The sequence below is a fragment of the Microcoleus sp. T3_B1 genome, from assembly GCF_036700445.1.
Taxonomy (GTDB): domain Bacteria; phylum Cyanobacteriota; class Cyanobacteriia; order Cyanobacteriales; family Microcoleaceae; genus Microcoleus.
On sequence record NZ_JAUBOX010000050.1, the window covers coordinates 12,200 to 33,789 of the forward strand.

General features: G+C 46.5%; 13 protein-coding genes and 1 pseudogene. 5 read left to right on the forward strand and 9 right to left on the reverse strand.

Going from position 1 to position 21,590, the window contains the following annotated elements; all coding sequences use genetic code 11:
* Window positions 1-120: 120 nt before the first annotated feature.
* From QT990_RS23165 to QT990_RS23190, 5 genes are all read right to left on the reverse strand, one after another.
* Entirely contained in the window at window positions 121-1,779 is a 1,659-nt protein-coding gene (locus QT990_RS23165) for a nitrate ABC transporter ATP-binding protein (protein ID WP_333465799.1), read from the reverse strand.
* Between the two features lie 104 nt (window positions 1,780-1,883).
* Complete coding sequence (locus QT990_RS23170) at window positions 1,884-3,908, reverse strand: nitrate ABC transporter ATP-binding protein (RefSeq protein ID WP_333465800.1); 2,025 nt, start codon at window positions 3,906-3,908, stop codon at window positions 1,884-1,886.
* Between the two features lie 225 nt (window positions 3,909-4,133).
* A complete protein-coding gene (gene ntrB, locus QT990_RS23175; RefSeq protein ID WP_333143944.1) occupies window positions 4,134-5,003 on the reverse strand; it encodes a nitrate ABC transporter permease in 870 nt (289 codons plus the stop codon).
* A gap of 180 nt (window positions 5,004-5,183) precedes the next feature.
* Entirely contained in the window at window positions 5,184-6,503 is a 1,320-nt protein-coding gene (locus QT990_RS23180; RefSeq protein WP_333465801.1) for a CmpA/NrtA family ABC transporter substrate-binding protein, read from the reverse strand.
* 91 nt (window positions 6,504-6,594) lie between these two features.
* The gene (locus QT990_RS23190; protein WP_445252066.1) at window positions 6,595-8,481 is read right to left on the reverse strand and encodes a ferredoxin--nitrite reductase; all 1,887 of its coding nucleotides are present in this window, start codon (window positions 8,479-8,481) and stop codon (window positions 6,595-6,597) included.
* A gap of 611 nt (window positions 8,482-9,092) precedes the next feature.
* On the opposite strand from QT990_RS23190, the gene QT990_RS23195 reads away from it, so the two are divergent.
* The 4 genes and pseudogenes from QT990_RS23195 (at window position 9,093) to QT990_RS23210 (ending at window position 13,142) form a co-directional block, all read left to right on the forward strand.
* On the forward strand, window positions 9,093-9,332 hold the full coding sequence (locus tag QT990_RS23195) for a hypothetical protein (protein WP_333143942.1): 240 nt from the start codon (window positions 9,093-9,095) through the stop codon (window positions 9,330-9,332).
* A 51-nt stretch (window positions 9,333-9,383) separates the two neighbouring features.
* Window positions 9,384-9,998: pseudogene (locus QT990_RS23200) on the forward strand (IS607 family transposase).
* The gene (locus QT990_RS23205) at window positions 9,937-11,142 is read left to right on the forward strand and encodes a transposase (protein ID WP_333300899.1); all 1,206 of its coding nucleotides are present in this window, start codon (window positions 9,937-9,939) and stop codon (window positions 11,140-11,142) included. The pseudogene QT990_RS23200 and the gene QT990_RS23205 overlap by 62 nt, the downstream one beginning before the upstream one ends.
* Window positions 11,143-12,254: 1,112 nt before the next feature.
* The gene (locus QT990_RS23210; RefSeq protein WP_333143941.1) at window positions 12,255-13,142 is read left to right on the forward strand and encodes a PEP-CTERM sorting domain-containing protein; all 888 of its coding nucleotides are present in this window, start codon (window positions 12,255-12,257) and stop codon (window positions 13,140-13,142) included.
* A 294-nt stretch (window positions 13,143-13,436) separates the two neighbouring features.
* Here QT990_RS23210 and QT990_RS23215 read toward each other — a convergent pair whose 3' ends face one another.
* From QT990_RS23215 to QT990_RS23225, 3 genes are all read right to left on the reverse strand, one after another.
* Entirely contained in the window at window positions 13,437-16,091 is a 2,655-nt protein-coding gene (locus QT990_RS23215) for a C39 family peptidase (protein WP_333465802.1), read from the reverse strand.
* 661 nt (window positions 16,092-16,752) lie between these two features.
* Window positions 16,753-17,202, reverse strand: a complete 450-nt coding sequence (locus tag QT990_RS23220) for a peroxiredoxin (RefSeq protein WP_333465803.1) — start codon at window positions 17,200-17,202, stop codon at window positions 16,753-16,755.
* A 213-nt stretch (window positions 17,203-17,415) separates the two neighbouring features.
* The gene (locus QT990_RS23225) at window positions 17,416-17,898 is read right to left on the reverse strand and encodes a hypothetical protein (protein ID WP_333465804.1); all 483 of its coding nucleotides are present in this window, start codon (window positions 17,896-17,898) and stop codon (window positions 17,416-17,418) included.
* A 375-nt stretch (window positions 17,899-18,273) separates the two neighbouring features.
* On the opposite strand from QT990_RS23225, the gene QT990_RS23230 reads away from it, so the two are divergent.
* Window positions 18,274-18,564 (forward strand): hypothetical protein, encoded by a 291-nt coding sequence (locus QT990_RS23230; protein WP_333143937.1) that lies wholly within the window; start codon window positions 18,274-18,276, stop codon window positions 18,562-18,564.
* A 230-nt stretch (window positions 18,565-18,794) separates the two neighbouring features.
* Here QT990_RS23230 and QT990_RS23235 read toward each other — a convergent pair whose 3' ends face one another.
* Entirely contained in the window at window positions 18,795-21,530 is a 2,736-nt protein-coding gene (locus QT990_RS23235; RefSeq protein WP_333143935.1) for a DNA methyltransferase, read from the reverse strand.
* Window positions 21,531-21,590 lie beyond the last annotated feature (60 nt).

Here is a 21,590-nt window from a genome sequence, read left to right on the forward strand (position 1 = left end):
TGTCACCCCCAAGGATGGGGGCTAGGAGGAATTTTTGCATAGCTCAAACAGCGCGTCGGTACTACTTTTGGCATAGTTGTTGATAGCAAGGTGAGATTTAGTGCGGGAGTATTATGTCGCCTATTTCCCTGATTTTACTTCAAATACGCCACCGTTGGTGGGGCTAAAAGTTACTTGGAACTCAGCAGTTTTTTCAGCGCCTGCTGCGGCACCGGCAGGAGTTTGCAAAACCGGCAGAGGAGTTTCTTTGACGAAATCTTTAGCTGCTTTATTTGTGGGATCGAACTGTAGGATATCGCCGTTTTCTTTGACTTTGACCCGATAAGTCAAGCTTTCGGTAAATGTCGGAGTTGTTTTCCATGTTTGGTCGATTTGTGCATACAACTGCTTTCCGATCGCATCCAGTTCGGTTTGGTCAGAAATCTCTGATGTGGCACTGGTGGCTGCATTGGGCGCGCCTGCGCTGTTAGCAGCAGCAATGGGTGCTGGGCTAGCAGCAGCAATGGGTGCTGGGCTAGCAGCAGCAATGGGTGCTGGGCTAGCAGCAGCGATGGGTGCAGGGCTAGCATTGGGTGCGATCGAACTTGCTGCGATTTGCGGGCTGGGGGGAGAACTCACAACCGCCGCCGCAGTCGTCGCCTGCGGTGTAGTTTCTTCTAGTTTCGCTTGCTTTAGCTGGCTGGAAATAGCAGACATATTGACGGCAGCTAAAGTAACCATTGCTACGAACCACGAGGCCCCCAGGATGCCGCGTTTGATCGGCGAAGCTTCAGGGGCAACGGCTGCGTGATGCACAAAGGACGCAGGGGCGATCGGCCTGTTAGCAGTCTCCGCAACCGCAGGCTTTTTGCTAGCAGGTAATGGCATCGGTAGCGCGACGGCTTCTGTCTCCGAGTCCGTTTCTTCACCTTCTTCGTGGTGGGCGTAGCGAGAAAACAGGAACTCCAAAGCAAAGTTACGCAGTTCGTAGTATTTCGGGTCTTCCATAATCCGCGCCCGGTTGCGGGGACGGCTGAACGGAATGTGCATATCTTCGCCGATGGAAGCTGCAGGCCCGTTGGTCATCATCACGATGCGATCGGCCAAAAACAAAGCCTCATCAATATCGTGAGTAATCATAATGACGGTAATTTTTTCCTTCCGCCAAATTTTCAGCAATTCTTCCTGCAACTCTTCTCTGGTAATCGGGTCTAGAGCTCCGAAAGGTTCGTCCAAAATCAACAGTTTGGGACGAGTTGCCAGAGCTCTGGCGATCGCCACCCGCTGTTTCATCCCCCCGGACAATTGGCCCGGTCTTTTGTTACAAGCTTCGGTCAGCCCCACTAATTCCAAGTGTTCCTTGACGATGGTATTGTGTTCGTCTGCGGACTTTTCCGGGTAAACATTTTCAACGCCGAGGTGAATATTTTCTGTAGCAGTCAGCCACGGTAGCAGCGAGTAGTTTTGAAATACCACCATGCGATCGGGGCCTGGTTCAGTAATCTGCGAACCTTCCAGGGCTACTTCTCCGTTTGTCGGCCCGTTGAATCCCGCAATCATATTCAGCAAAGTTGATTTGCCGCAGCCCGAGTGACCGATCAAACAAATAAATTCGCCTTCATTAATAGTCAGGTTTACACCGTCTAGAACCACGTAAGGGCCTTTAGGAGTTTCGTAGACTTTCGATACGTCTTTAATAGTAAGAAAGTCTTGCTTGGGCGTTGGAATTTTGGTTGTTTGGGGGGTTTTTAGAGTTTGCATATTTTCAGGATTGGGATTTTGGGTTGAGGAATTAGACATGACAGCTTTCGATTGATAATTTGAAATTATGGAGTTAGGAAGGGGGAAATGTGGAGTCTTGTTTCCTGATTTCTTGCTCCTCATTCCCTCTTCCTATTTGCTGGCTATGCTAGCAGTTTGATGGAACACTGACTGCCTATTTGTTCAATTAAAATCTCTTCAATGCGGACGCCGCGTTTGATTTTGACATTCTGAAGATAGTGGATCGGGTCGTCGAGATTAAACACCGTGCCGTCAAATAGCTCGATCGTCCGGCGATCTCTGGCAATATCCGGTAAACCCAATTCGCGCACTGCTTGACCGAAAACATCGGGCCGCAAAACTCGATCGACCACTTCCACCCAGTTTTTCGGGAACGGGATCAGTCCCCAGCGAGCCATCTGCGCCATCACCCACACCATTTCTAGGCGGTCTGGAAAATTGGCTTTGTCAACATAGAACTGATTGAAGTTGTAGAGCATTTCGGGTTCTGCCTCCGTACCGGAGTTGTACGGATCGATGAACCCTGGACGGATGTCTTTCGGATCGGCGCCGATGTATTGTTCTTGGCTAATCAATCCTAGGACTTCTTCGCGGTTGCGGCGGTCGTCGCAGTATTCGCAGGCTTCCAAAAGCGCTTTGACGAGGGCCAGGTGGGTTTGAGGATATTTCTGAGCCCAATCTTCGCTAACACCGAGAACTTTTTCGATGTGTCCGGGCAGAATATCGAGGGAACGGGCCATGACAAAACCCGTACCGGTGTTGACGGCGTGGGAGTTCCAGGGGTCGCCTGAGCAGTAGCCGTCAATGTTGCCTGCTTTTAAATTCGATACCATCTGCGGGGGGGGAATCACGTTCAAGCCCACGTCGAGGTCGGGGTCGATGCCGCCGGCGGCGAGCCAGTAGCGGAACAGCAGATTGTGCATGGAGGCGGAGTGTACCATGCCCAAGGTGTGAACTTTATCGGGACTCTTGGCGATCGCAGCTTTGAAATCCTGTAATGTCCGAATGCCTTGTCTGTAAAGGTCTTTGCTGAAAACAATCGAATTGCCGTTGCGAGACAGCGTGAGGGCGCTACAGACGGGTACAGGGGCTTCACCGTCGAGCCCCAACAGCATACCGATCGGCATTCCTGCGACCATTTGCGCCGCGTCCAGCCGTCCTTCGGCGACTCCTTTGGCGATCGCTTTCCAGCTAGGTTCGCGGCTGAGAGTAACTTCTTCCAAGCCGTGCGCTTTGAAAAATCCTTTTTCTTTAGCTACTACTAAGGGGGCGCAGTCGGTGAGGGGAATAAAGCCGATGTCGAGGTTGATTTTTTCCAAGCCGTTGCGGGCTATGACAGCGGGTTGTTGTTGGGCCCTGCGCTGTTTGACCCGCTTTTGCTGGTTGAGGAAGTAAACCATTTCGTTACGCAGTGCGTAGTAACTCGGATGGTTGACAACTTCCATGCGTTTGCGGGGGCGGGGAATGTTGACTTCGAGGATTTGCCCGATTTGCGCTTCCGGGCCGTTGGTGAGCATCACAATGCGATCGCTCAGTAATAAAGCCTCATCCACGTCGTGAGTTACCATGACGCTGGTGACTTTGCTTTCTTCGCAAATTTTCATCAACTGGTCTTGCAAACCGCCGCGAGTTAAGGCATCGAGGGCGCCGAAGGGTTCGTCTAGCAGCAGCAATTTCGGGCGAATCGCCAGGGCGCGGGCGATCGCAACTCTTTGTTTCATCCCCCCAGAAATTTCGCCTGGGCGTTTGTCGGCGGCGTGTCCGAGTCCGACTAATTTAATGTGGTGTTCGATCACCAACTCGCGATCTTCTTGAGAGTTACCGCTGTAAATTTCATTTACTGCTAGGGCGATATTTTCGCGCACCGTCAGCCAAGGTAGCAGTGAGTAATTTTGAAACACCACCATTCTGTCCGGGCCTGGATCGCGGACTTCGCGGCCTTCTAAAGTAATCCCGCCCTGACTTGCTTTGTCGAGGCCGGCGATGATATTTAGCAGTGTAGATTTGCCACAGCCAGAGTGTCCAATTAAGGTGATGAATTCTCCTTTTTTAATTTTCAGTTCGATATTTTTAAGAGCAATGTATTGCTCTCCGTTGGGCAAGTTAAATACGCGATCAACGTGGTCTACTTCAACAAATACTGACATGGCTCTTTTAGGTTAGTTGGTAATTTCTAGATGCTAATTATTAAGGGGAAATTGGGCATTGGGCATTGGGCATTGGGCATTGGGCATTGGGCATTGGGCATTTGCCCGCCCAGGGCATTGGGCATTGGGCATTAATTTACAACTAATTTCTAGCAGTTTGTAGCTGGCAACCATTCCCCATTCGCCATGCCCGATGCCCGATGCCCGATGCCCCATTCCCAAATCCTATTTCTGTTCTTCGGGAACCACTTTGGAAGCGATGAAACCAACGATTCTGTCTAAAATCAAACCGACGATTCCTACATAAAGCACTGCTAGAATCACTGCACTGAGTCGAGAACTGTTGTAAGCGTCCCAGATGAAGAAGCCGATACCGACGCCGCCGACTAACATTTCCGCAGCTACGATCGCCAGCCAAGACAAACCGATTCCAATTCTCAAGCCAGTGAAGATGTAAGGAACAGAAGAGGGGAGCAGGATTTTCCAGAAGTATTTTTGGTTGGGGAGGCGCAATACGCGGGCGACGTTTCTGTAGTCTTGGGGTATTTGTTGAACGCCTACTGTGGTGTTAATTAAAATCGGCCAAATTGCTGTAATTAAGATTACGAAAAGTGCAGAAACTTCGTTAGCTTTCACCCCCATGCCTTCAAAGGGATTGAACTGTTGAAATACAGCCAGGGCGATCGGCAGCCAAGCTAGGGGCGGGATAGTTCTGAATACTTGAAACAGCGGGTCTAAAGCATCGAACATTAAGGAGTTTGTGCCGATCAGGATTCCCAAACTGATGCCGAGAACTGCTGCTAGAGTAAAGCCGATCGCCACCCGCTGCAAGCTAGCCAAAATTTGCCAGAACAAGCCTTTGTCTGTACCGCCGTTGTCGAAGAAAGGATTAATAATCAGATTCCAGCTTTCTTGGACAGCTTTGATTGGCCCCGGCAAGCTCGACTCTGGACTGTTGCAGAGGATTTGCCAGATTATCAGCAGAACTGTAATTGCTACCAGCGGTCGGATGATTTTTCGGCGGTTTTTTTGAACATTATCCAGAAGGAAATTTACTGGATTTTTGCTTTTAGTAACAGCGAGGTTTGTTGCCATTTTTCTTTTTGCAGTATTGTGAATAATCGATTATTTGTAGATACTTTGAACAGAGTTCAGCAGGTTTGGCCCGTCGAACGAACCCTCCGTTTCACTCTGTCCAACACCATCACTTTTAGGGGTTTGTCAACTGTCAGCAGTCAACTGTTCACAGTCAACTGTCAACAGTCAACCAACTAATTATGCTTTTTTGATTGCCAGACCCTTGAGATATTCTTCTGGTTTTTCTGGGTCAAACTTCACGCCGTCAAAGAAGGTTTCGACACCGCGAGAAGTGGTAGTAGGAATTTGGGCTGCGGGAACGCCAAGTGCTGTCGCTGCTGCTTTCCAAATATCTTCGCGGTTAACTTTATCCACTGTGGCTTTGATGTCGGTAGTTGCCGGGATATAACCCCAGCGAATATTTTCAGTTAAGAACCAAGCATCGTGACTCTTGTAGGGATAAGAAGCATTATCCGCCCAGAATTTCATCGCCACTGGGCTGGCAGCTTCAATGCGGCCGGTACCGTAGTCAATTTGACCTTTAGAGCGACTGATAATATCTGCTACTGGAACTTTTAACCACTTATCTTGAGAGATGATTTGGCACATCTCATCCTGATTTTCTGCCTTGTCGCACCACTGCTGGGCTTCCAGTACAGCCATTGTTATTGCTTTAGCAGCTTTGGGGTTTTTCTCAACCCAATCTCCTCTTAAAGCTAAAGCTTTTTCTGGGTGGTCTTTCCAAAGTTCTCCGGTTACTAAGGCGGTGTATCCTACCTTTTGAGTAACTAGCTGAGCATTCCAAGGTTCGCCGACGCAAAAGGCTTCCATGCTGCCAGATTTCATGTTCGCTACCATTTGGGGCGGCGGTATGGGAATCACGGAAACATCTGTATCTGGATTGATGCCGCCGGCTGCTAGCCAGTAGCGCATCCACAAGTCGTGGGTGCCACCGGGAAAAGTTATAGCAACAGGAAGGTTTTGGCCAAAAGCTGCTTTCAGGGGTGCGCTGTCTGTACCTACTTTTAAATCTAGGTATTTTTTGCTGAGCGAAATTGCCTGACCGTTAGTATTTAACCGCGCCACAAGGTTCATCGGCACTGGCTGATTGCCTTTGGTAATAGTGCCTAATGTCATGTGGTAAGGCATCGGGGATAAAATGTGAGCCCCGTCAATGCCGCCTTTTTCGGAACCGAGTTCTAAGTTGTCGCGAGTAACTGGCCAAGATGCTTGTTTGGTAACTTGTACATCTTTCATGCCGTACTTGGCAAATAACCCTTTTTCTTGGGCGATGATTAAGGGTGCTGCGTCGGTGAGGGCGATGAATCCGAGTTTGGCTGCGGTAACTTCTGGGGCGTCGGCAGGGTTGATGTTGACTGCTGGAGCGGCGGTGGGCGAAGCGCCGCCGGGAGTGGCGTTAGATGTGGTGGGGCCGGAACTGCAACCGTGGGCTAGGAGGGTGCCGGCTGCTGTTGCTCCAGCGGTGATGATGAATTTTCTTCTGGAAAGGTTGCTCATTTGTCTTGAATTGTTGTTGTACTTTGAGATGGTGGAAATGTGAGATGTGAGATTGATTCGCGACCTTCGCATCGCATCTCACATTATGAGATTAGGCGTCGATCGTCACTCTGCCGATCGCCCGTGCGCTGCAAGTTAAAATGAACCCTGGTTCTAAGCCTGCGGCCGCTTCGGGGTGGCTGTCGTAGGCGGCAATATTACCTTCTAGGAGTTTCTGCTTGCAAGTGCCACAAACTCCCTTTCGGCAATCGCTGTCAAGTTCGACTCCCGCCCGTTCGGCAACATCGAGAATGTACTCATCTTCGCTGCAAGCAACTTCTTTGCCCGATCGAGCGAAAATGACAGTAGATGTCTGAGGTTTGGGTGCTTGGGCTGCCGCTTCGCCCTCCTCAACCGTCAATTGCAGTTGCCGCTGCAGCACAGCTACATCCCCTGTGATCTCTTTGGGAACTGCCCCAAACTGCTCGACTAACAGTTGATACAGCAGCGGTTTGAGGTCTTCGCAAGCGATGCCTTTTTGGACGCAAGCACCCAAATGAGCGTCTTTGCCAACTGTGCCTCCCATGTAAATGTCTACACCTTCGAGGGTTTTGCCGTTCTTGCGAACTTTTGTTCCCATCAAACCGATGTCTGCTACCTGGGGTTGACCGCAGGAATTGGGGCAACCTGTCCAGTGAATTCTGACCGGTTTGGGAAGTGACAGTTCGACATCGAGTTCCTCAATCATTGCCACGGATCGACTTTTGGTTTCGATGAGGGCGAAGTTGCAAAACTTGGCGCCGGTGCAGGAAACCAAGGCTCGCATCAGCGGTGCGGGCTCGATGGAAAAACGCTGCAACAGCGGTTCTTTGACCAGCGATTCAATCCGCGAGTCGGGAACGTTGGGAATAATCACGTTTTCTTCCACAGTGAGCCTGAGCTCGCCGCTGCCGTAAACCTCGGCAATTCTGGCCAAATCGAACAAATCCGATGCCTGCAGCCGTCCGACTGGAACGTGCAGCCCTACATAGTTGAGCCCTGATTGTTTTTGGGGGTAGATGCCGATGTGGTCGCGTTTGTCCCAGGTGATTTCATCTTTGGGCGCGGCGGCGGGCAAAGTGCGCCCTAATTCTTGTTCGACTTCGGCTCGGAATTGTGCGATTCCGAGTTCGTCAATCAGCCACATCAGCCGCGATTTTTGGCGGTTTGCTCTTGGGCCTTGATCGCGAAACACAGTTAAAATTGCTTTGCACAAATCTACAACGTCGCTGGGACTTGCCCATGCGTTGAGAGGAATTGCAGCTTCGCAGCGTTTGGCGGAGAAGAAACCGCCGACTAAAACGTTAAAGCCGATGTTGCCGTCTTTGTAAGCGGGTACGAAGGCGATGTCGTTGATTTCTGCGTGGACTGAGTTGTCGCGGCAGCCTGCGATCGCAATATTAAACTTTCTCGGCAAATTTGAAAACGCGGGGTTGCCTTCGCCGCTGTTCGTAATCATGTCTTGGACTTCGTTCGCCAGTTCCCGCGTATCAATCAGTTCGTCGGCGTCCAGGCCCGCGACTGGGGAACCCGTGATGTTACGCACGTTGTCCATGCCAGACTGGATGCTGGTCATGCCCGCTTCTTTGAGGCGACGGAAGATGTCGGGTACGTCTTCGATGCGAATTCCGCGCAATTGCAGGTTTTGTCTGGTGGTGATGTCGGCGCTGCCGTCGTCGCCGTAGCGTTGGACGATTTCTGCTAGCGTTCTGGTTTGATTGCTAGTAATGATGCCGTTGGGCAAGCGCAGCCGCATCATGAATTTGCCGGGAGTTACTGGCCGAAAGAAGATGCCGAGCCATTTGAGGCGGTGCTCGCGATCTGTTTCGTTCATTGCTTCCCAGCCGATTTCGGCGAAGTGGTCGAGTTCGCCTTTTAATGCTAAGCCATCTTTTTCGGCTTTGAGTTTTTCAAACTTGTTCAGGCTCGCTTGGGCTTTGGGTTCTACTGTTTGGGTCATCGGTTTACCCTCGCTGCTGGCTTGTGTGGGGAGGTCTTGACTTGGAGCATAAAGTGTGTCTTTCCTGCTAACCTTAGTGACTGTATGGATTTAAAACTGTATATTTAGTTACTAGATGGAATTTCTTTTAAGCATGGTTGATCGGCTGTACAGTTGAGCTTGACTGGGCGCTGGCTCGAACGTCGCCCAACTATTTATGGTTATAGTTGCTACCGAGGATTCGGTCGATCGCTCTGTTTCGATGCACCTTTGTTATGAGCTAATGTAAAGCCCCCGATTGTAAATATTCGTATCTATTTTTACAAAATATTGAGTTTTATGAATATTTCGCATACTGCCGATGCGTTTTATACATGGGAAATGGGTAAAGAGACCCCCAAAACCGAAAAATCTCTCTAAATCTTTAGATTTAGGAGGGGAGAGGGGGATATTGGAATATCTAAGATTAATTTTGTGACTGCGATCGCAGACTTAAAACGAGATCGTCACAACATTAGAGGGTCGCTGTCACACAGTTTGCCTCAAAACATCACATTGTGTGCTATGCCAGCGTCACTATTAATTTTCCCAGAACGAGAGATGATATAAGTATCGAATTCAGGGAATGTCTCATGTTTTTAGTTCAACTTATCCCCGGCGCTATTTCCGAAATGCTTGCCTCTGTTACGGAGACGGGTTGTTTGACTTTAGCCGATCGCTACGGCTTGATGGCCGCTGTTTTGGACGACTCTCTCGACGATGAATACAGACATTCGATCAACCGCCTGCTGCGTTCTGTGATCAAGGGAAGAGTCAAGATAGTCAACGAACTGTCGTCGCAAAGTAAACGATTTCTTAGAAATTCTTTGTAAATCATTGTAAAACCTTATATTATCTATTGAGAACAAAAATACCACCTAGCGATGACCAGATATGTCACACCGCCAGAAGCTTGCAAAATCCTGCAAGTCTCAGACAAAACCCTTAGAAACTGGGAACTTGCCGACAAAATATCAGCAATCAGAACCCCCTCCAACCAGCGACGCTACGACATCGACAGCGTTCTCGGAACCGGACACGACCGAATTACAGCCATCTAAGCCAGAGTTAGCAGCTACAAACAACGAGAAGACCTTGACAGGCAAGTCAGCTACCTCCAAAGTCTCCACCCGCATAAAGTCTTCAAAGACATCGGAGGTGGACTCAACTTCAAAAGAAAAGCGCTGCTTGCCCTTCTGGGACAAGTCATGTCAGGAGATATCTCAACAGTTGTGGTGGGACACTAAGACAGACTCGCAAGGTTTGGCGGCGATCTCATCAAATGGATCTGCGAGCAAAACAATTGCCAACTCATGGTTCTGGGCAGAAACGAGCTGTCTCCCGAACGAGAAATGGTTGAAGATATCCTTGCCATCATCCACGTCTTTAGTTGCCGACTCTACGGCTTGCGAAAATACAAATCTGCTATCAAAGAAGATTCGAGTTTACCCGGAAACCAAGCTAGCAGCAAAATGGAGGACTTGGATTGCAGCAAGTAGATGGTGTTACAACCAAGCAATTGCTATCCTTAAAGACGAAAGAATTGGCAAGTATGACTTAAGAAAAAAGGTAATGGGCTTGGCTCCCACCTGGGTTTCCGAGCAACCTTACAACCCGCGACAAATGGCAGTCTTTCAAGCTTTTGAAGCGCACAAGGCAGCTCAAAAGACAAAAGGAACGGCAAAATTTAGAAGCCGTTTCGACACATCTCAAACTATCCGATTTCAAACGTCTAATTGGAAGTTAGGGACTTTTTATCCAACTTCTACTAAAGGGCTAACCTTTAAAACCTCGGAACCTATCATCGAGGTAATGCAACACGAACCAACACTCAGCTTGATTAACAGGCAATGGTTTATCTGCTATGCAATTGATGTAGCAAAAATAAAGCCGATTGATAGCGATTTGGTTATAGCCTTAGATCCTGGCGTTAGAACTTTCCTTACTGGTTTTGACGGCAGTGGCTTTGTCGAAATAGGAAAAAACGATATCGGTCGCATCTATCGGCTAGCAAGACATCTAGACAAATTAATGTCCCGCATTGGGGTAAGTAAAGGGAGGCAATTTAAGCGACTGAGGTATTGCCTGCGAAAATCAGCAGCCCAAATTAGAATCAAAATCAAAAACTTAGTCAATGAATTGCATAAAAAAGCTGCAAAATATTTGACAGGTAAGTACAAGTTAATTTTCTTGCCAACCTTTGAGACACAACAAATGGTCAAGAAAGGTAAGCGCTCTTTAGCAACTAAAACAGCTAGGGCGATGGTCACTTTAAGTCATTATCGTTTCAAGCAAATGTTGAAGCATCAAGCCACTAAACATGGTGGTGTTGTAGTAGACGTAACAGAAGAGTACACATCAAAAACCTGCTCAAAGTGTGGACAGATCCATACTAAATTAGGCGGGTCTAAAGTCTTTAAATGTCCAGAGTGCGGACACACCCTGGACAGAGACAAAAACGGTGCTTTCAATATTTTGTTGAAAGCTTTGAGAGATACCTCCTTGATGGGAGAGCTTGCTGCTTTCTCTATCTTGCCATACACGGTTATTCCTGGCGAGCGTCCGGGATTTACCGGGTTAAATGTATCTGTCGGCGATATATTAACAGGATTTAAAAATTTGATTGATTTATGCAGCGCATAAGAGTGCAGAAACCACCGGCCGAGTTAGAAGGAACCCGCGATGCCTGCAGCGGATGTAGGGCCGGAAGTTGATTGGGTGTTCTAAAAACGTGCGATCGTTCTTGCCGTATGATTTTTTTTGACTATCCAATTCTCGCTTTGTGCGGCACTTAGAGAAAAAGTGGTGATATCAATTCCGGTTGCACCGGAATTATTGTTGACTGTTGACTGTTGACTGTTAACTGTCAGTCGAAAAACTCAATGATAGTTGAGTATTGACTGTTGATTCGATTTTACAATTCCGATGCTAGCGGAGTTGATATGATTCATGAGAGCCTGTTGGGTGGAACGCTTATGGTAATATTAGTAAAATTGTTATGCGCGCTCGGCATTTGAGGAGTTGGAGGAATGAAGTCATCCCAACCCAGGTAATTATAATTATTAGACAGATCCAGCAAAGCCTGTCTTGAACAGGCAGGACGCCTGTTCCACAATAATTATTGGAGAGGTATATGGAACAGGGCTGGCGATGAAAGACAATTTATGAAAATTATTAATCAAACAATCGAATTATTAATAGAATCCGGCATCGGCATCTACAACATCACGCCCCCTATTGTCAAAATTAATTGGTAATTGATAAAAAATCAATTAAGTCGATCGGCAGGAAAAAATAATAATATCTTGTAGAGGCGGGTACCGCCTATATCTCGACTAGCAGGCAGTTTATTGCTGTTCTCAACCGCCCAAACCCGGTAGTCGGTTTATTTGCACCTACAGGACTTATGCAGCTTCACTACAATACTGTGCCTGCGTAAGTCCTGTATAGCAATCCTAAGTAAGTTGTGTAATTCTTGTAGGGGCAAAACCCACGCCCGGTTGCCCCGCCTTGGGTGGGGTAGGCAAAGAAAGGCACTACCCGTACATATTTTTACAACTGATGCGAGGATTGCTGTATTTAGTTACTGGCATTGGTTGGGTGTTTTAAGCAATCTATTTAACATGATTCAATTGCCCGACCAAATTTGTAGCAAAACTTTAAGAAATTCGGCCTGAAGGTATGATTTACTAAAAATTTAAAACAGTCGAGCGAGCAGACTTGACAATTTAACAATGATTCCCAGGGAGCATTTTATGAAATCCATTGCTAAAAACAGCATCCACTGGACTTACTCACTGGCTATTTTCTGTGCCCTTTTCGCACTACAGCAACAAAAAGCTACAGCAGCAACGCTATCTCATGGCTGGAATTATGCGATCGATTCCTTCAACGACGGCGTGACAGGGCCCCAAATCGGCGGCGGGGAATTTGAATTTTACGGCCTCGCCATCAAAGAAACATCAGATACAGCTTTCATCGCCATCAACTCCAATCTAAGTTTAGCAGGATATGCCGACCCACTAGCTCAAAGAGGCAACATCAACTACGGCGATTTATTCTTCAATTTTTCCGGTCAAAACTTCAATACAGCTAACGCAAACGGCAGCTTGTTTGGTATCCGCTTTGCCGAAGGAAATGACTCCGGCGTGGCGACAACAGGCGTTTACAAGGATGTTACCGCTAAAAGCGTTACCAAAACTAACTCTGGTTTTACCAATTTAAATCAATTCAATACGGTAGTGGCATCTCAAGGCGGAACCCCATCAATGGGCGATTTAGCTGCCACAGACCCCTATTTTCAACAAACCGGAAACTCGACTATTCTCAACTCAATAGCTACGGGTACAAAAGTAGGAGAAATCAATTTTTTAACACCAGCGACTTTGAGTGTCCTCGGTGTTAATTTCGCTCAGTTTAATGCCGTAGGTTCTCAAACCATTGGATTCAGTTTCAATAAATCATCAATGCCTTCGGGGAACTATATTGCTAACTTTTTTGCCGAGTGCGCTAACGATGCGATCGCTATTCAAGGATCGTTTGAGGCTGTACCGGAACCTTCTACTTGGTTTGGTACTTTAGTAGGATTGAGCTTTTTAGGTATGGGGGCTGCAAAACGCAAAATTAAGCGCAAGATTTCCTAAGTTAGGTAGGGTGTGCATTAAGTACCTTACGAATAGCTGTTATACCAAATTTTTATGAGGCCCCGTAGAATCTGATCCCCCCTAAAGAGGGCGGGCACGGGGAGTAGGGGTCGCACCGCCCCTACAAGGGGGGGGACAAGATTCTTCTCAAAGTCAACCCCTACTCCCCAACAACCAGGGGGAGTAGGGGGTATGCGAGGGGGAGCGAGATATGTGCAACTTCACATTAAATTGGTATTATGCACACCTTACGAATAGGCGTAGTGCCTCACAAATTGCCAACAGTAGAGTAGACTATCGAGAAATAAAATGCGCCCAAACATTCCCATCTGGCCCAGCAACTTGATTGACGTAACTGTAGGGATACATCAACTTTCTCCCCTCAGTATCGCTGTAACCAGTGAGTGCATCTCCCCAAGGATCTTGCACGATATAACCCTGAGAATTGTAGCCAATTAAAGTAAGAATGTGACCGGCCGCAGTAAAATCTCCTGCTAAAACTACTGGTCGCCGATTCAGCAATTCCGATCGCACTTGCGCCCACGTGCGAGTCGTACTAAAACTCGTCTTAAACCCGTAGGCCTGAATCAGCGCCGAAAGCACGCTGTGATCGGTTTGAGAACCCTGGCCGGCATAATCGAAACACCACTGCAACAACTCATCCTCCAACTGTCCGCCCCACTCAGAACGAACGCCGTAGTAATAAAATACCATCGCGATCGAAGTTACGTTGCAAGTAGACCAGTCAAAACGCGGATTGTCCCGCTGCGAAAAATACGGCACGTTCAATTCCACATTGTTCGGAACCGGATCGAAAATTTTATCTCCCCGCTTGAACTGAACAAAACTAGGAAAAACATAACCTGTATTGCCCAAATTCGGCAGTTCTTCAGTCAGGGAAACTTTCAGGTGAGATCCTTCCGCACCGTAGCTGTTCACGCCGTAAACTCGACCTAAAGGCAGCGTAGTTTTCTCGGTACTGCTCAGGTTAGCAGAATCTACCGGCCGCTTTTTAAAGACAGTTGCTTGCAGGATTGTCATCGTCAAAGCATCGGGGTCAAAGGGAACCTCTTTGCCGTCTTTTTTAATTTTAACGTCCTGCCAATAAATAAATCCGATATTGCCGAAACCGGGAATAGATTCGGCGAGAGTTACTCGGAAATGCCCCAAAATGCAGGCATAACCAGTAATGGCATAGGTAGTGCCTAAAAGTAGGTCAGCCATTTGATCGGCAGGCAGTTTCGATGAATCTTCGGGTTTAGCTTTAATCTGAGTTGTTTGAGTTACCAAAAGTTGAGCGCTGACGTTGCTATTCGGTACGTCAGCCAGGTCAAATCTCAGGATTTGAGTACCTTTGGCCAACTGAACGTCGGGTTCATAAAAATAGCCAAAAGTGCCGATCGGTGAAATTGCTGAATCCACAACCACCTTGAGATGCCCGTCAATAAATCCGTATTTGCTAACCGCCAAAGTCTGGCCTGCTTTGACAAAAACTTTTTGCTGATTGTTGAGCCGGGAAGAATCAAGGGGAGCTACCTTAAACAAAGTGTCAGAAAGTATCTTTAAGGTCAAACCTCGTCCGACAGTTAGCGGATCGGAAGTTACGGCAATGTAAATTATTTGGCTGCCAGTAACGTTGCCTTTGCTGTCAGTTGCCCGCAACCTGAGCCACCGAGCTCCCGCTACGCTAAATCCTTTAGACAAATTAACTTGCCAAGTGCTGGCCTCTTGGTTTAGCGTGACGCTTAGGGGAAATGTATCCTCAGCTATCACCTCAATTTTTGCTGTTTTTTCTCGGTCAAAAGTACCCCGAAGGACGATCGGCTGATTTACCAAAACTTCTGACGGCCCTTGATAAGTTAAATTCGGAGCGGGATTGAAAGATTTGCCACCGCGGCTGAATTGCACAAAATCGGGATAAATGAAACCCGTATTGCCAAATTGCGGCAAATTCTCGGTCAGCGAGACTTTAATGTGGCTTTGTTCGATCGAGAATCCGGCAATTCCGTAAATCATTCCCGCCGGCAAGGTAATTTTTTCTTGAGGTGGCAGGCTAGCGGCATTTATCGGCCGCTTTTTAAACACAGTCGTTTTGATGATTGTCATCGTAACGGCATTTCTATCATACTCAATTCCCCTCCCGTCTCGCAAAATTTGGACGTGCAGCCAGTACACAAATCCCGAAGTTCCTAAGTTAGGAACTGCCCGCTCAAAAGCGACTCGGAAATGGTTTTCCACGCAAGCGTAGCCGAGAAGATTGAAAGTTTCTCCTGCGTTAAATTGTAATTTCTGAGTTGCTCCTAAAGTTGCAGAATCTGCGGGGGTTAACTTTAACCAGGTCTTTTTGATCACCCACAGTAACTGCATTCCACGCGGCGGGGTCGGCAACTCGGCGCGATCGAATATGAGAATTTTTGCGCCTTTGGTTATAAGTACGTGTTTTTCATAGAAAAAGCCAGAGGTTCCCACCGGAGTAATTGGATTATTTAGTTGAACATTCAGATGTCCATCTTCTAACTCGTAGTCCCTAATTTGATAAATTTTACCTGCTGGTATTTCCGCTTTTTGCAGGTTGTTAAGATTGCTTGCGGGCAGTGTTCCGACTTTGAATGCGGTATCTCTGAGAGTAATTAACGTCAAAAATTGAGCGGGTGATCCAGAAGCAGGATTAACTTTGATGTTAATTGTTTGTTGACCGATAACTTGGCCCGTCTTATCACTTGCCCTCACCAGCAATGTGCGAGTTCCTGCGCTAGGGAATCCTTTATCTAAACTGATGTTCCAAATGCCTCTAGAGAGATTTCTCCCGACATTCAGGGCATTTGAGCCTTCTGTTGCTGAAATCGCTGCCACTAGATTTGTGTCAAAAGTGCCAACTAACACAGCGGCCCTATTGACCTCAATTTCTCGCGGGCCTAAGTAACTCAAAATAATTTTGCTGCTTGTCATTATATATCCCCCTATCTAATTAATTATTCAGCTAAAGCAAGGATAACTTCTGATTTTATCAAACACAATGACTCGAACCAGGACAAAATGGCCCCTAGATTCAGCCTATGGGCGGTTAATGCGTTTTCCAGCATAAGTTTTTAATTATTGGCGGGATCTGCGCCACAAATCTCACTTTAGGCGTACAATAACCACCTTAACCAAATATATGCCTGGTTGAGCGGATTTGTGGTGCAAGTTTTGAAGGAAGGAATTTAGTTCGAGTCGGTTGTTTCCCGCTGAACCCTTGATCCCTCACTGGCTGAGTCAATCGATTTTAGATTTTAGATTTTAGATTTTAGATTTTAGAATTGAAGCATTGACCCCACGGATGAATGCGGAGGCTTGTATCCTGGATGCTTTCGGTCAGGACTTAGGATCGCGAATTAAATAACTTACAATTTTAATTGTTATTGTGGGATGGGCGTCCCGCCCGTCCTTTTTGGACGGGCGGGACGCCCATCCCACTTTCAAGAGTGGAAGTTATTTAATTCTCATTCCTTACTAAAAAAACCCGGTTCCTACGAGAATATTGCCTATAGCAACGAGGCATCTAGTAAGAAACCGGGTTTTTAGCCGTTTGGTGCGTGCAGGAGTGTTAGTGCGATCGGCTAAAATTCGACTAAACTATGGTGACAAGAATATCTTGAGCGTGAGTGTCAACTTTCATGGTTTCGCCCTCATAAACTTGAATGATTTTGCCGGTGCCGTCGATGACGAAAGTAACGCGCTTGGCATAACCGCCTTTCTCGACATTCTCGACATCGTAAGCTTTGGTAATCGTGCCATCAACATCTGCTAATAGTTGGAAAGGCAAACCGTATTTCTCTGTGAACTTTTGGTGCGATTCCTCGTTGTCCCGGCTGACACCGAGAACTACAATATCTTTGCCTTTGTATTCTTCATGGGCTGCTTTGAAGCTTTGGGCTTGTCTGGTGCAGCCGGGGGTGTCATCTTTGGGGTAGAAATACAAGATTACGGTTTTACCTGCGAATTGGGACAGGGAGACGGTGTTGCCGTTGGTGTCTTTGGCGGTAAATTGAGGGGCGGCGCACCCAACTGGTAAAGTCATAGTTTTGTTTTTCTTGGGATTTATAAATGTATTTTAATTGATTTTGGGCGGGTTTTAAATTCTGGGGGCATAATACCAAATCTGGGTTCAGAACGTTTTTATATGACATCTTGCAGGATTTGCAATAATCTCTTTAGGGGCGGGCGAGAAACCCACCCCACAATAAAATTTCCTCTTTGTGGAACAGGCATCTTGCCTGTTCATGACATTTAATTAAACTTCAGTCGTTTGTTTTTGGGACTTTAACCAGCGATCGTAAGCTGTTCGATCGCCTGCGAATGAATCAAGGGTGACGGGCGATCGCTCGTATTGCTTGAGAGGAGCATTTTCTATTGGTTTGTAAGCGCAATAGCAAATACAAATTGAGTCAAATTCTGCGCCATAGGGAGCTGGAATTTCAGGAGTGTATTCGTGAACTTTCACAACCTCCCAGCCGCTGTCTCTGAAATGAGTTGATGCAGTGGGAAACATTGGGGCGATCGCACTTTCGACAATAACGCTTTCGGTTAAACGATAGCCCGGTGCTGGGGATGGCTTGCCGCTAGAGTCATAATGCTCGGCTATTGTCCAAATCAATGACTTAACCGATCCAGCATTAGCTACTCGGTAAAAGCTTTCTCCTACTTTTGTTTCGGTGAGCGATCGGTATTTTTCCAGTTCACCTTTGTCGGCTCGGAAAATAATGTATTTACGCATCTTGTTTTCTCTCCTTCAGGTAATCACCTTGACTCAAGTCCATTGGCGAGGGCGGAAACTCGCAATTTCCCTCAAAAATGCAATCTACGCTCAAAATAGAATTGCCAGTCTCTTCTACATTTTTAAGCTGCCAACCGTATTTTTATTCCATATTAGTGCAAGCCTCTTCGCTTGTAGCTGTATGGCGCGTCTCGTTTTTTTCGTCATCATACCGAGGTTGTGACATAATTAATATGCTCCCTTGTTGGCTATTTCAACATTTGGAGTAGTCGTCATGTCCGGGTGTTACCGCAATCGGACATGACGCTTGTCCTTACTTTATAGTATACAGCCGGCGATATGTATAAGAGCCCTGTTTAATTTACCCAACAGAATATGATTGATTTCTACACTGTTATTCTCATAAAAAGTGCTGAGCGTTGGGTCTCTCTGTGTTTAGAAAATGGATTGGTGGGACAAGGCAATACTCCCGAACAATCTATTGATAAACTCAAACAAGCTATTGAGTCATTTTCCGAAGTCTATGAATCAGAGTCTGATGTTTATCTCAGTCCTATTTCTATTAATGAGTTACACGAATTTCTGACTTTAGAAGATGCGGAAGCTTCAGATACTTATGAATTAAGGAAAGTTTATGCCGAAAAACCTTCCCTCTTTAAAACCTAAAGCATTAATTAAGATTTTAGAACAAAACGGATGTCAGTTTTACCGAGAGGGTAAAGGGGATCATAGTTTGTATATGCGTGAAATTGAAGGCCGAAAAAGGATTGTTACGATTGATATCGGTGTAGGGAAATGTCACCAGCTTATGTGTGGCGGATTTTCAGGCAATTTGGGTTTACCGATCCAGAAATTGAAGGGATGATTCGTTAAGTAAGTTGATTTAACTAGCATTCTTATACAACAGGCCGCAAACAGGGAGCGACAACAGGTAATCCCTCAGTTTCTCGCTGTGCAACTTCAAAGTTTAATTCTAATAGAAACTTTAAGGGGTCTTGGTTGGCTTTGATATCGTAGGCTTTGCAAACGAGTTGGTCTAATTGGGCATGGAGTTTGGCAAGTTGGCTGGCGGGTTCATCAAAAAATTGGTTGTATAGTTGGGTAATGCCGCACTGTTTGCGCTCCATATACTCGGTGCGGTAGTCATGGAGAACCTGCATGGCTGCTCGAATTTCAGTTTTGGTTTTTTCTGGGCAATTTTGGGGAAAGGGAAATGTTTCAAAACAGGTGTTGTGAGTGTAACGTGTATCGGCTTTAAGGGTTGAGCTTTGTGCTTTTACCCACTGACGATGCAGATTTGAAGTTAGGATGCCAAGAACATAGAAGTCATCTGAAGCCACAGGATGGCAGCTATTTCCATGCAAGTAATTACAATCAGAAATTAAAAATATCGACCACTTTGAAGTTTCTGGGACGGCGAAACAAAAGGGTAAAGTTGCTAGAGCTTTTCGCATTGCTTCATTCGTGCGCTTGAATCGCCACCATTTTTCCCGCATGACGGCTTCTCGATTAGATTCTCGTTGAGGCTTGACGTACTTTTTAACATGATCGAACGGTAGCTGGTAATCACTAACCTCTTCTAAACTGCGATTGTCAAAATCAATAATCCAACGCTCTGGCTTTCCCTGGGGGTTCTGTGCCAGATTCGCACCCGTTGAAAAGAGCTTGAGAACATCTTGATTTTTAGGATCGGCTTTAATCCATTGCTTTACCTCTCTTTCAGTTACAATAAAACCCTTATCATTAGGTTGCACTCCTACGAAACATTGATTTAAGTTGGCTTTAATCTTTACAGCTTGAGAAGCATCGACTTCTGCCTTGAGAGAAGAATTGATATGAGAAACAACTTTATAATCAATACGGCAGGTTAATTCTTTACTCTCAGAACTTTTGAGCCAATTGACAATACTAATGTGTACTTTCGCTTCACCAGACCAAGGCTGAGTAGAAATTGCATCATAAATACAACCACCATTTTGAATGATGTAGTCTAAAGTAGCTTGACGAGTTTGACCTTGAGAGATGGTGTTTGTTGCGACTAAGCCAGCCCGGAAATCTTCCCTTAAGTGATTATGAGCAAGGCGAAACCAGTAGGAACAAAGATCTACTTTACCTTTTACATCAGGAAATTTAGCAAAAATACGATCGACATAATCATCACTAAGGGTTAGTCGCAGACGATTACCACCCAAAAAGGGAGGATTTCCAATAATTACATTAACTTGTTCCCACTCGCAAAACAGAGCATCATCACAGCGGATATTGCGATCGAGATTATCGAGCGGCAATGCTTGCTCTAGTTCCAGTGCCAGGTTTAACTGTACCGCATTGAGCAACTGGTTTTCTTCATCTAAAGCTAACTTTTTGGCAAGCATCAGCGTCACTTTTGCCAATTCCACGGCAAAGGGTTTGATGTCAATGCCGTAAAACTGGCTTGTCTTCACCAGCGACATCGTACCTATCGCATTAGCAGCACGAGAGAAATTTTCATGAATTTTAGTTAGCAATTGTGCCTCTAGTCGCTTCAGTTCCCGATAAGCAACATAGAGAAAATTACCGCTGCCACAAGCTGGGTCGAGAACTTTGAAATCAAGTAATTCTTGCCGCAGTGCCAACAAATCTTTCAGCGTCTTCGCAGCTTCAATCCGTTCTCGCCACGGGCGTATAATCGTAGGCAAAACCACTTTTTGAATGTCTGCCTCGCTGGTATAGTGCGCTCCCAAGGCATGACGTTCCTCTTTGCCCATACTGGACTCAAACAACGCGCCAAAAATCGCCGGTTCTACCTTTGACCACCGTTCCTTTGCTGCCTCCAATAGCAGATCGATTTCGCTGCGAGTCAGGGCGATCGGTTCAACAACTGAGAAGATACCGCCATTAAAATAGGATACATCCCGATAGCGACTGTCTTTAGGTGCGGGGCGATCGCTCCCCATTTGCCGAAACAATCCCCCAATTAAATCGTAGGAACTAACTCGGTTCATCTGGCAATCACCTAAAAACTCGGTGAATAAACCGCGCGGCAACAAATCGATATCTTCAGCAAACAAGGCTACTACACACTGAAGGATAAACCTTTGAGCTGTTTCTACTTTTTCGCCGCGCTCTACTAACCGATTAAAAACTAGAGCAACTTTGTCAGCGGCAGTTCGCGTTACATCAATTTGGTTGTTATTGAATAAAGGCTGGCGATTTTCGGGGAAAAGAAAGTTTAAGGCTGTGAAGCGAGCGGGTAACTCTTCCAGATTTACGCGGTCTACCGGTTCCCGCAGTTGTAAATCGAAATCGTAAACCCAAAACTCATCAAAGTTGCAAAGAACCACATATTTGGGACGTTGCGGCACTAGCTCAAGCCAGTATTCAAAGGCTTGCTGATAGTGTTTTTCCAGTTTTTCGCCCCGTTTTTTCATCTCCAGTAACAACCTGGGCCGCCACAGCAAATCAGCAAATTTCGTAGTTTTGCCTTTCGCCTTTACTCGAAATTCTAGTTCGGCTCCCGCTTCCTTGTAGCCTGGATGACCGAAGGCTTGAAACAGGCGATCGCAGAATACCTGTGCCTCGCCTTTTTCGTCTCCATTCAAAGTACGGACGTATTCAACAAACCTGTTGATATTATTTAGTGTATCGGTCATAATAAGTGTAAAATTAGGATCGATAGGGTGAATCAGCCCGCTCGGATATCTGTAACAATT

Excerpts from the sequence above, each read along its gene's own strand:
- QT990_RS23180 (WP_333465801.1), bottom strand. The coding sequence starts at position 6,503 with ATGAGCAACCTTTCCAGAAGAAAATTCATCATCACCGCTGGAGCAACA.
- QT990_RS23210 (WP_333143941.1), top strand. The coding sequence starts at position 12,255 with ATGAAATCCATTGCTAAAAACAGCATCCACTGGACTTACTCACTGGCT.
- QT990_RS23165 (WP_333465799.1), bottom strand. The coding sequence starts at position 1,779 with ATGTCTAATTCCTCAACCCAAAATCCCAATCCTGAAAATATGCAAACT.
- QT990_RS23235 (WP_333143935.1), bottom strand. The coding sequence starts at position 21,530 with ATGACCGATACACTAAATAATATCAACAGGTTTGTTGAATACGTCCGT.
- QT990_RS23215 (WP_333465802.1), bottom strand. The coding sequence starts at position 16,091 with ATGACAAGCAGCAAAATTATTTTGAGTTACTTAGGCCCGCGAGAAATT.
- QT990_RS23170 (WP_333465800.1), bottom strand. The coding sequence starts at position 3,908 with ATGTCAGTATTTGTTGAAGTAGACCACGTTGATCGCGTATTTAACTTG.
- QT990_RS23230 (WP_333143937.1), top strand. The coding sequence starts at position 18,274 with ATGATTGATTTCTACACTGTTATTCTCATAAAAAGTGCTGAGCGTTGG.
- QT990_RS23195 (WP_333143942.1), top strand. The coding sequence starts at position 9,093 with ATGTTTTTAGTTCAACTTATCCCCGGCGCTATTTCCGAAATGCTTGCC.
- QT990_RS23225 (WP_333465804.1), bottom strand. The coding sequence starts at position 17,898 with ATGCGTAAATACATTATTTTCCGAGCCGACAAAGGTGAACTGGAAAAA.
- QT990_RS23190 (WP_445252066.1), bottom strand. The coding sequence starts at position 8,481 with ATGACCCAAACAGTAGAACCCAAAGCCCAAGCGAGCCTGAACAAGTTT.
- QT990_RS23220 (WP_333465803.1), bottom strand. The coding sequence starts at position 17,202 with ATGACTTTACCAGTTGGGTGCGCCGCCCCTCAATTTACCGCCAAAGAC.
- ntrB (WP_333143944.1), bottom strand. The coding sequence starts at position 5,003 with ATGGCAACAAACCTCGCTGTTACTAAAAGCAAAAATCCAGTAAATTTC.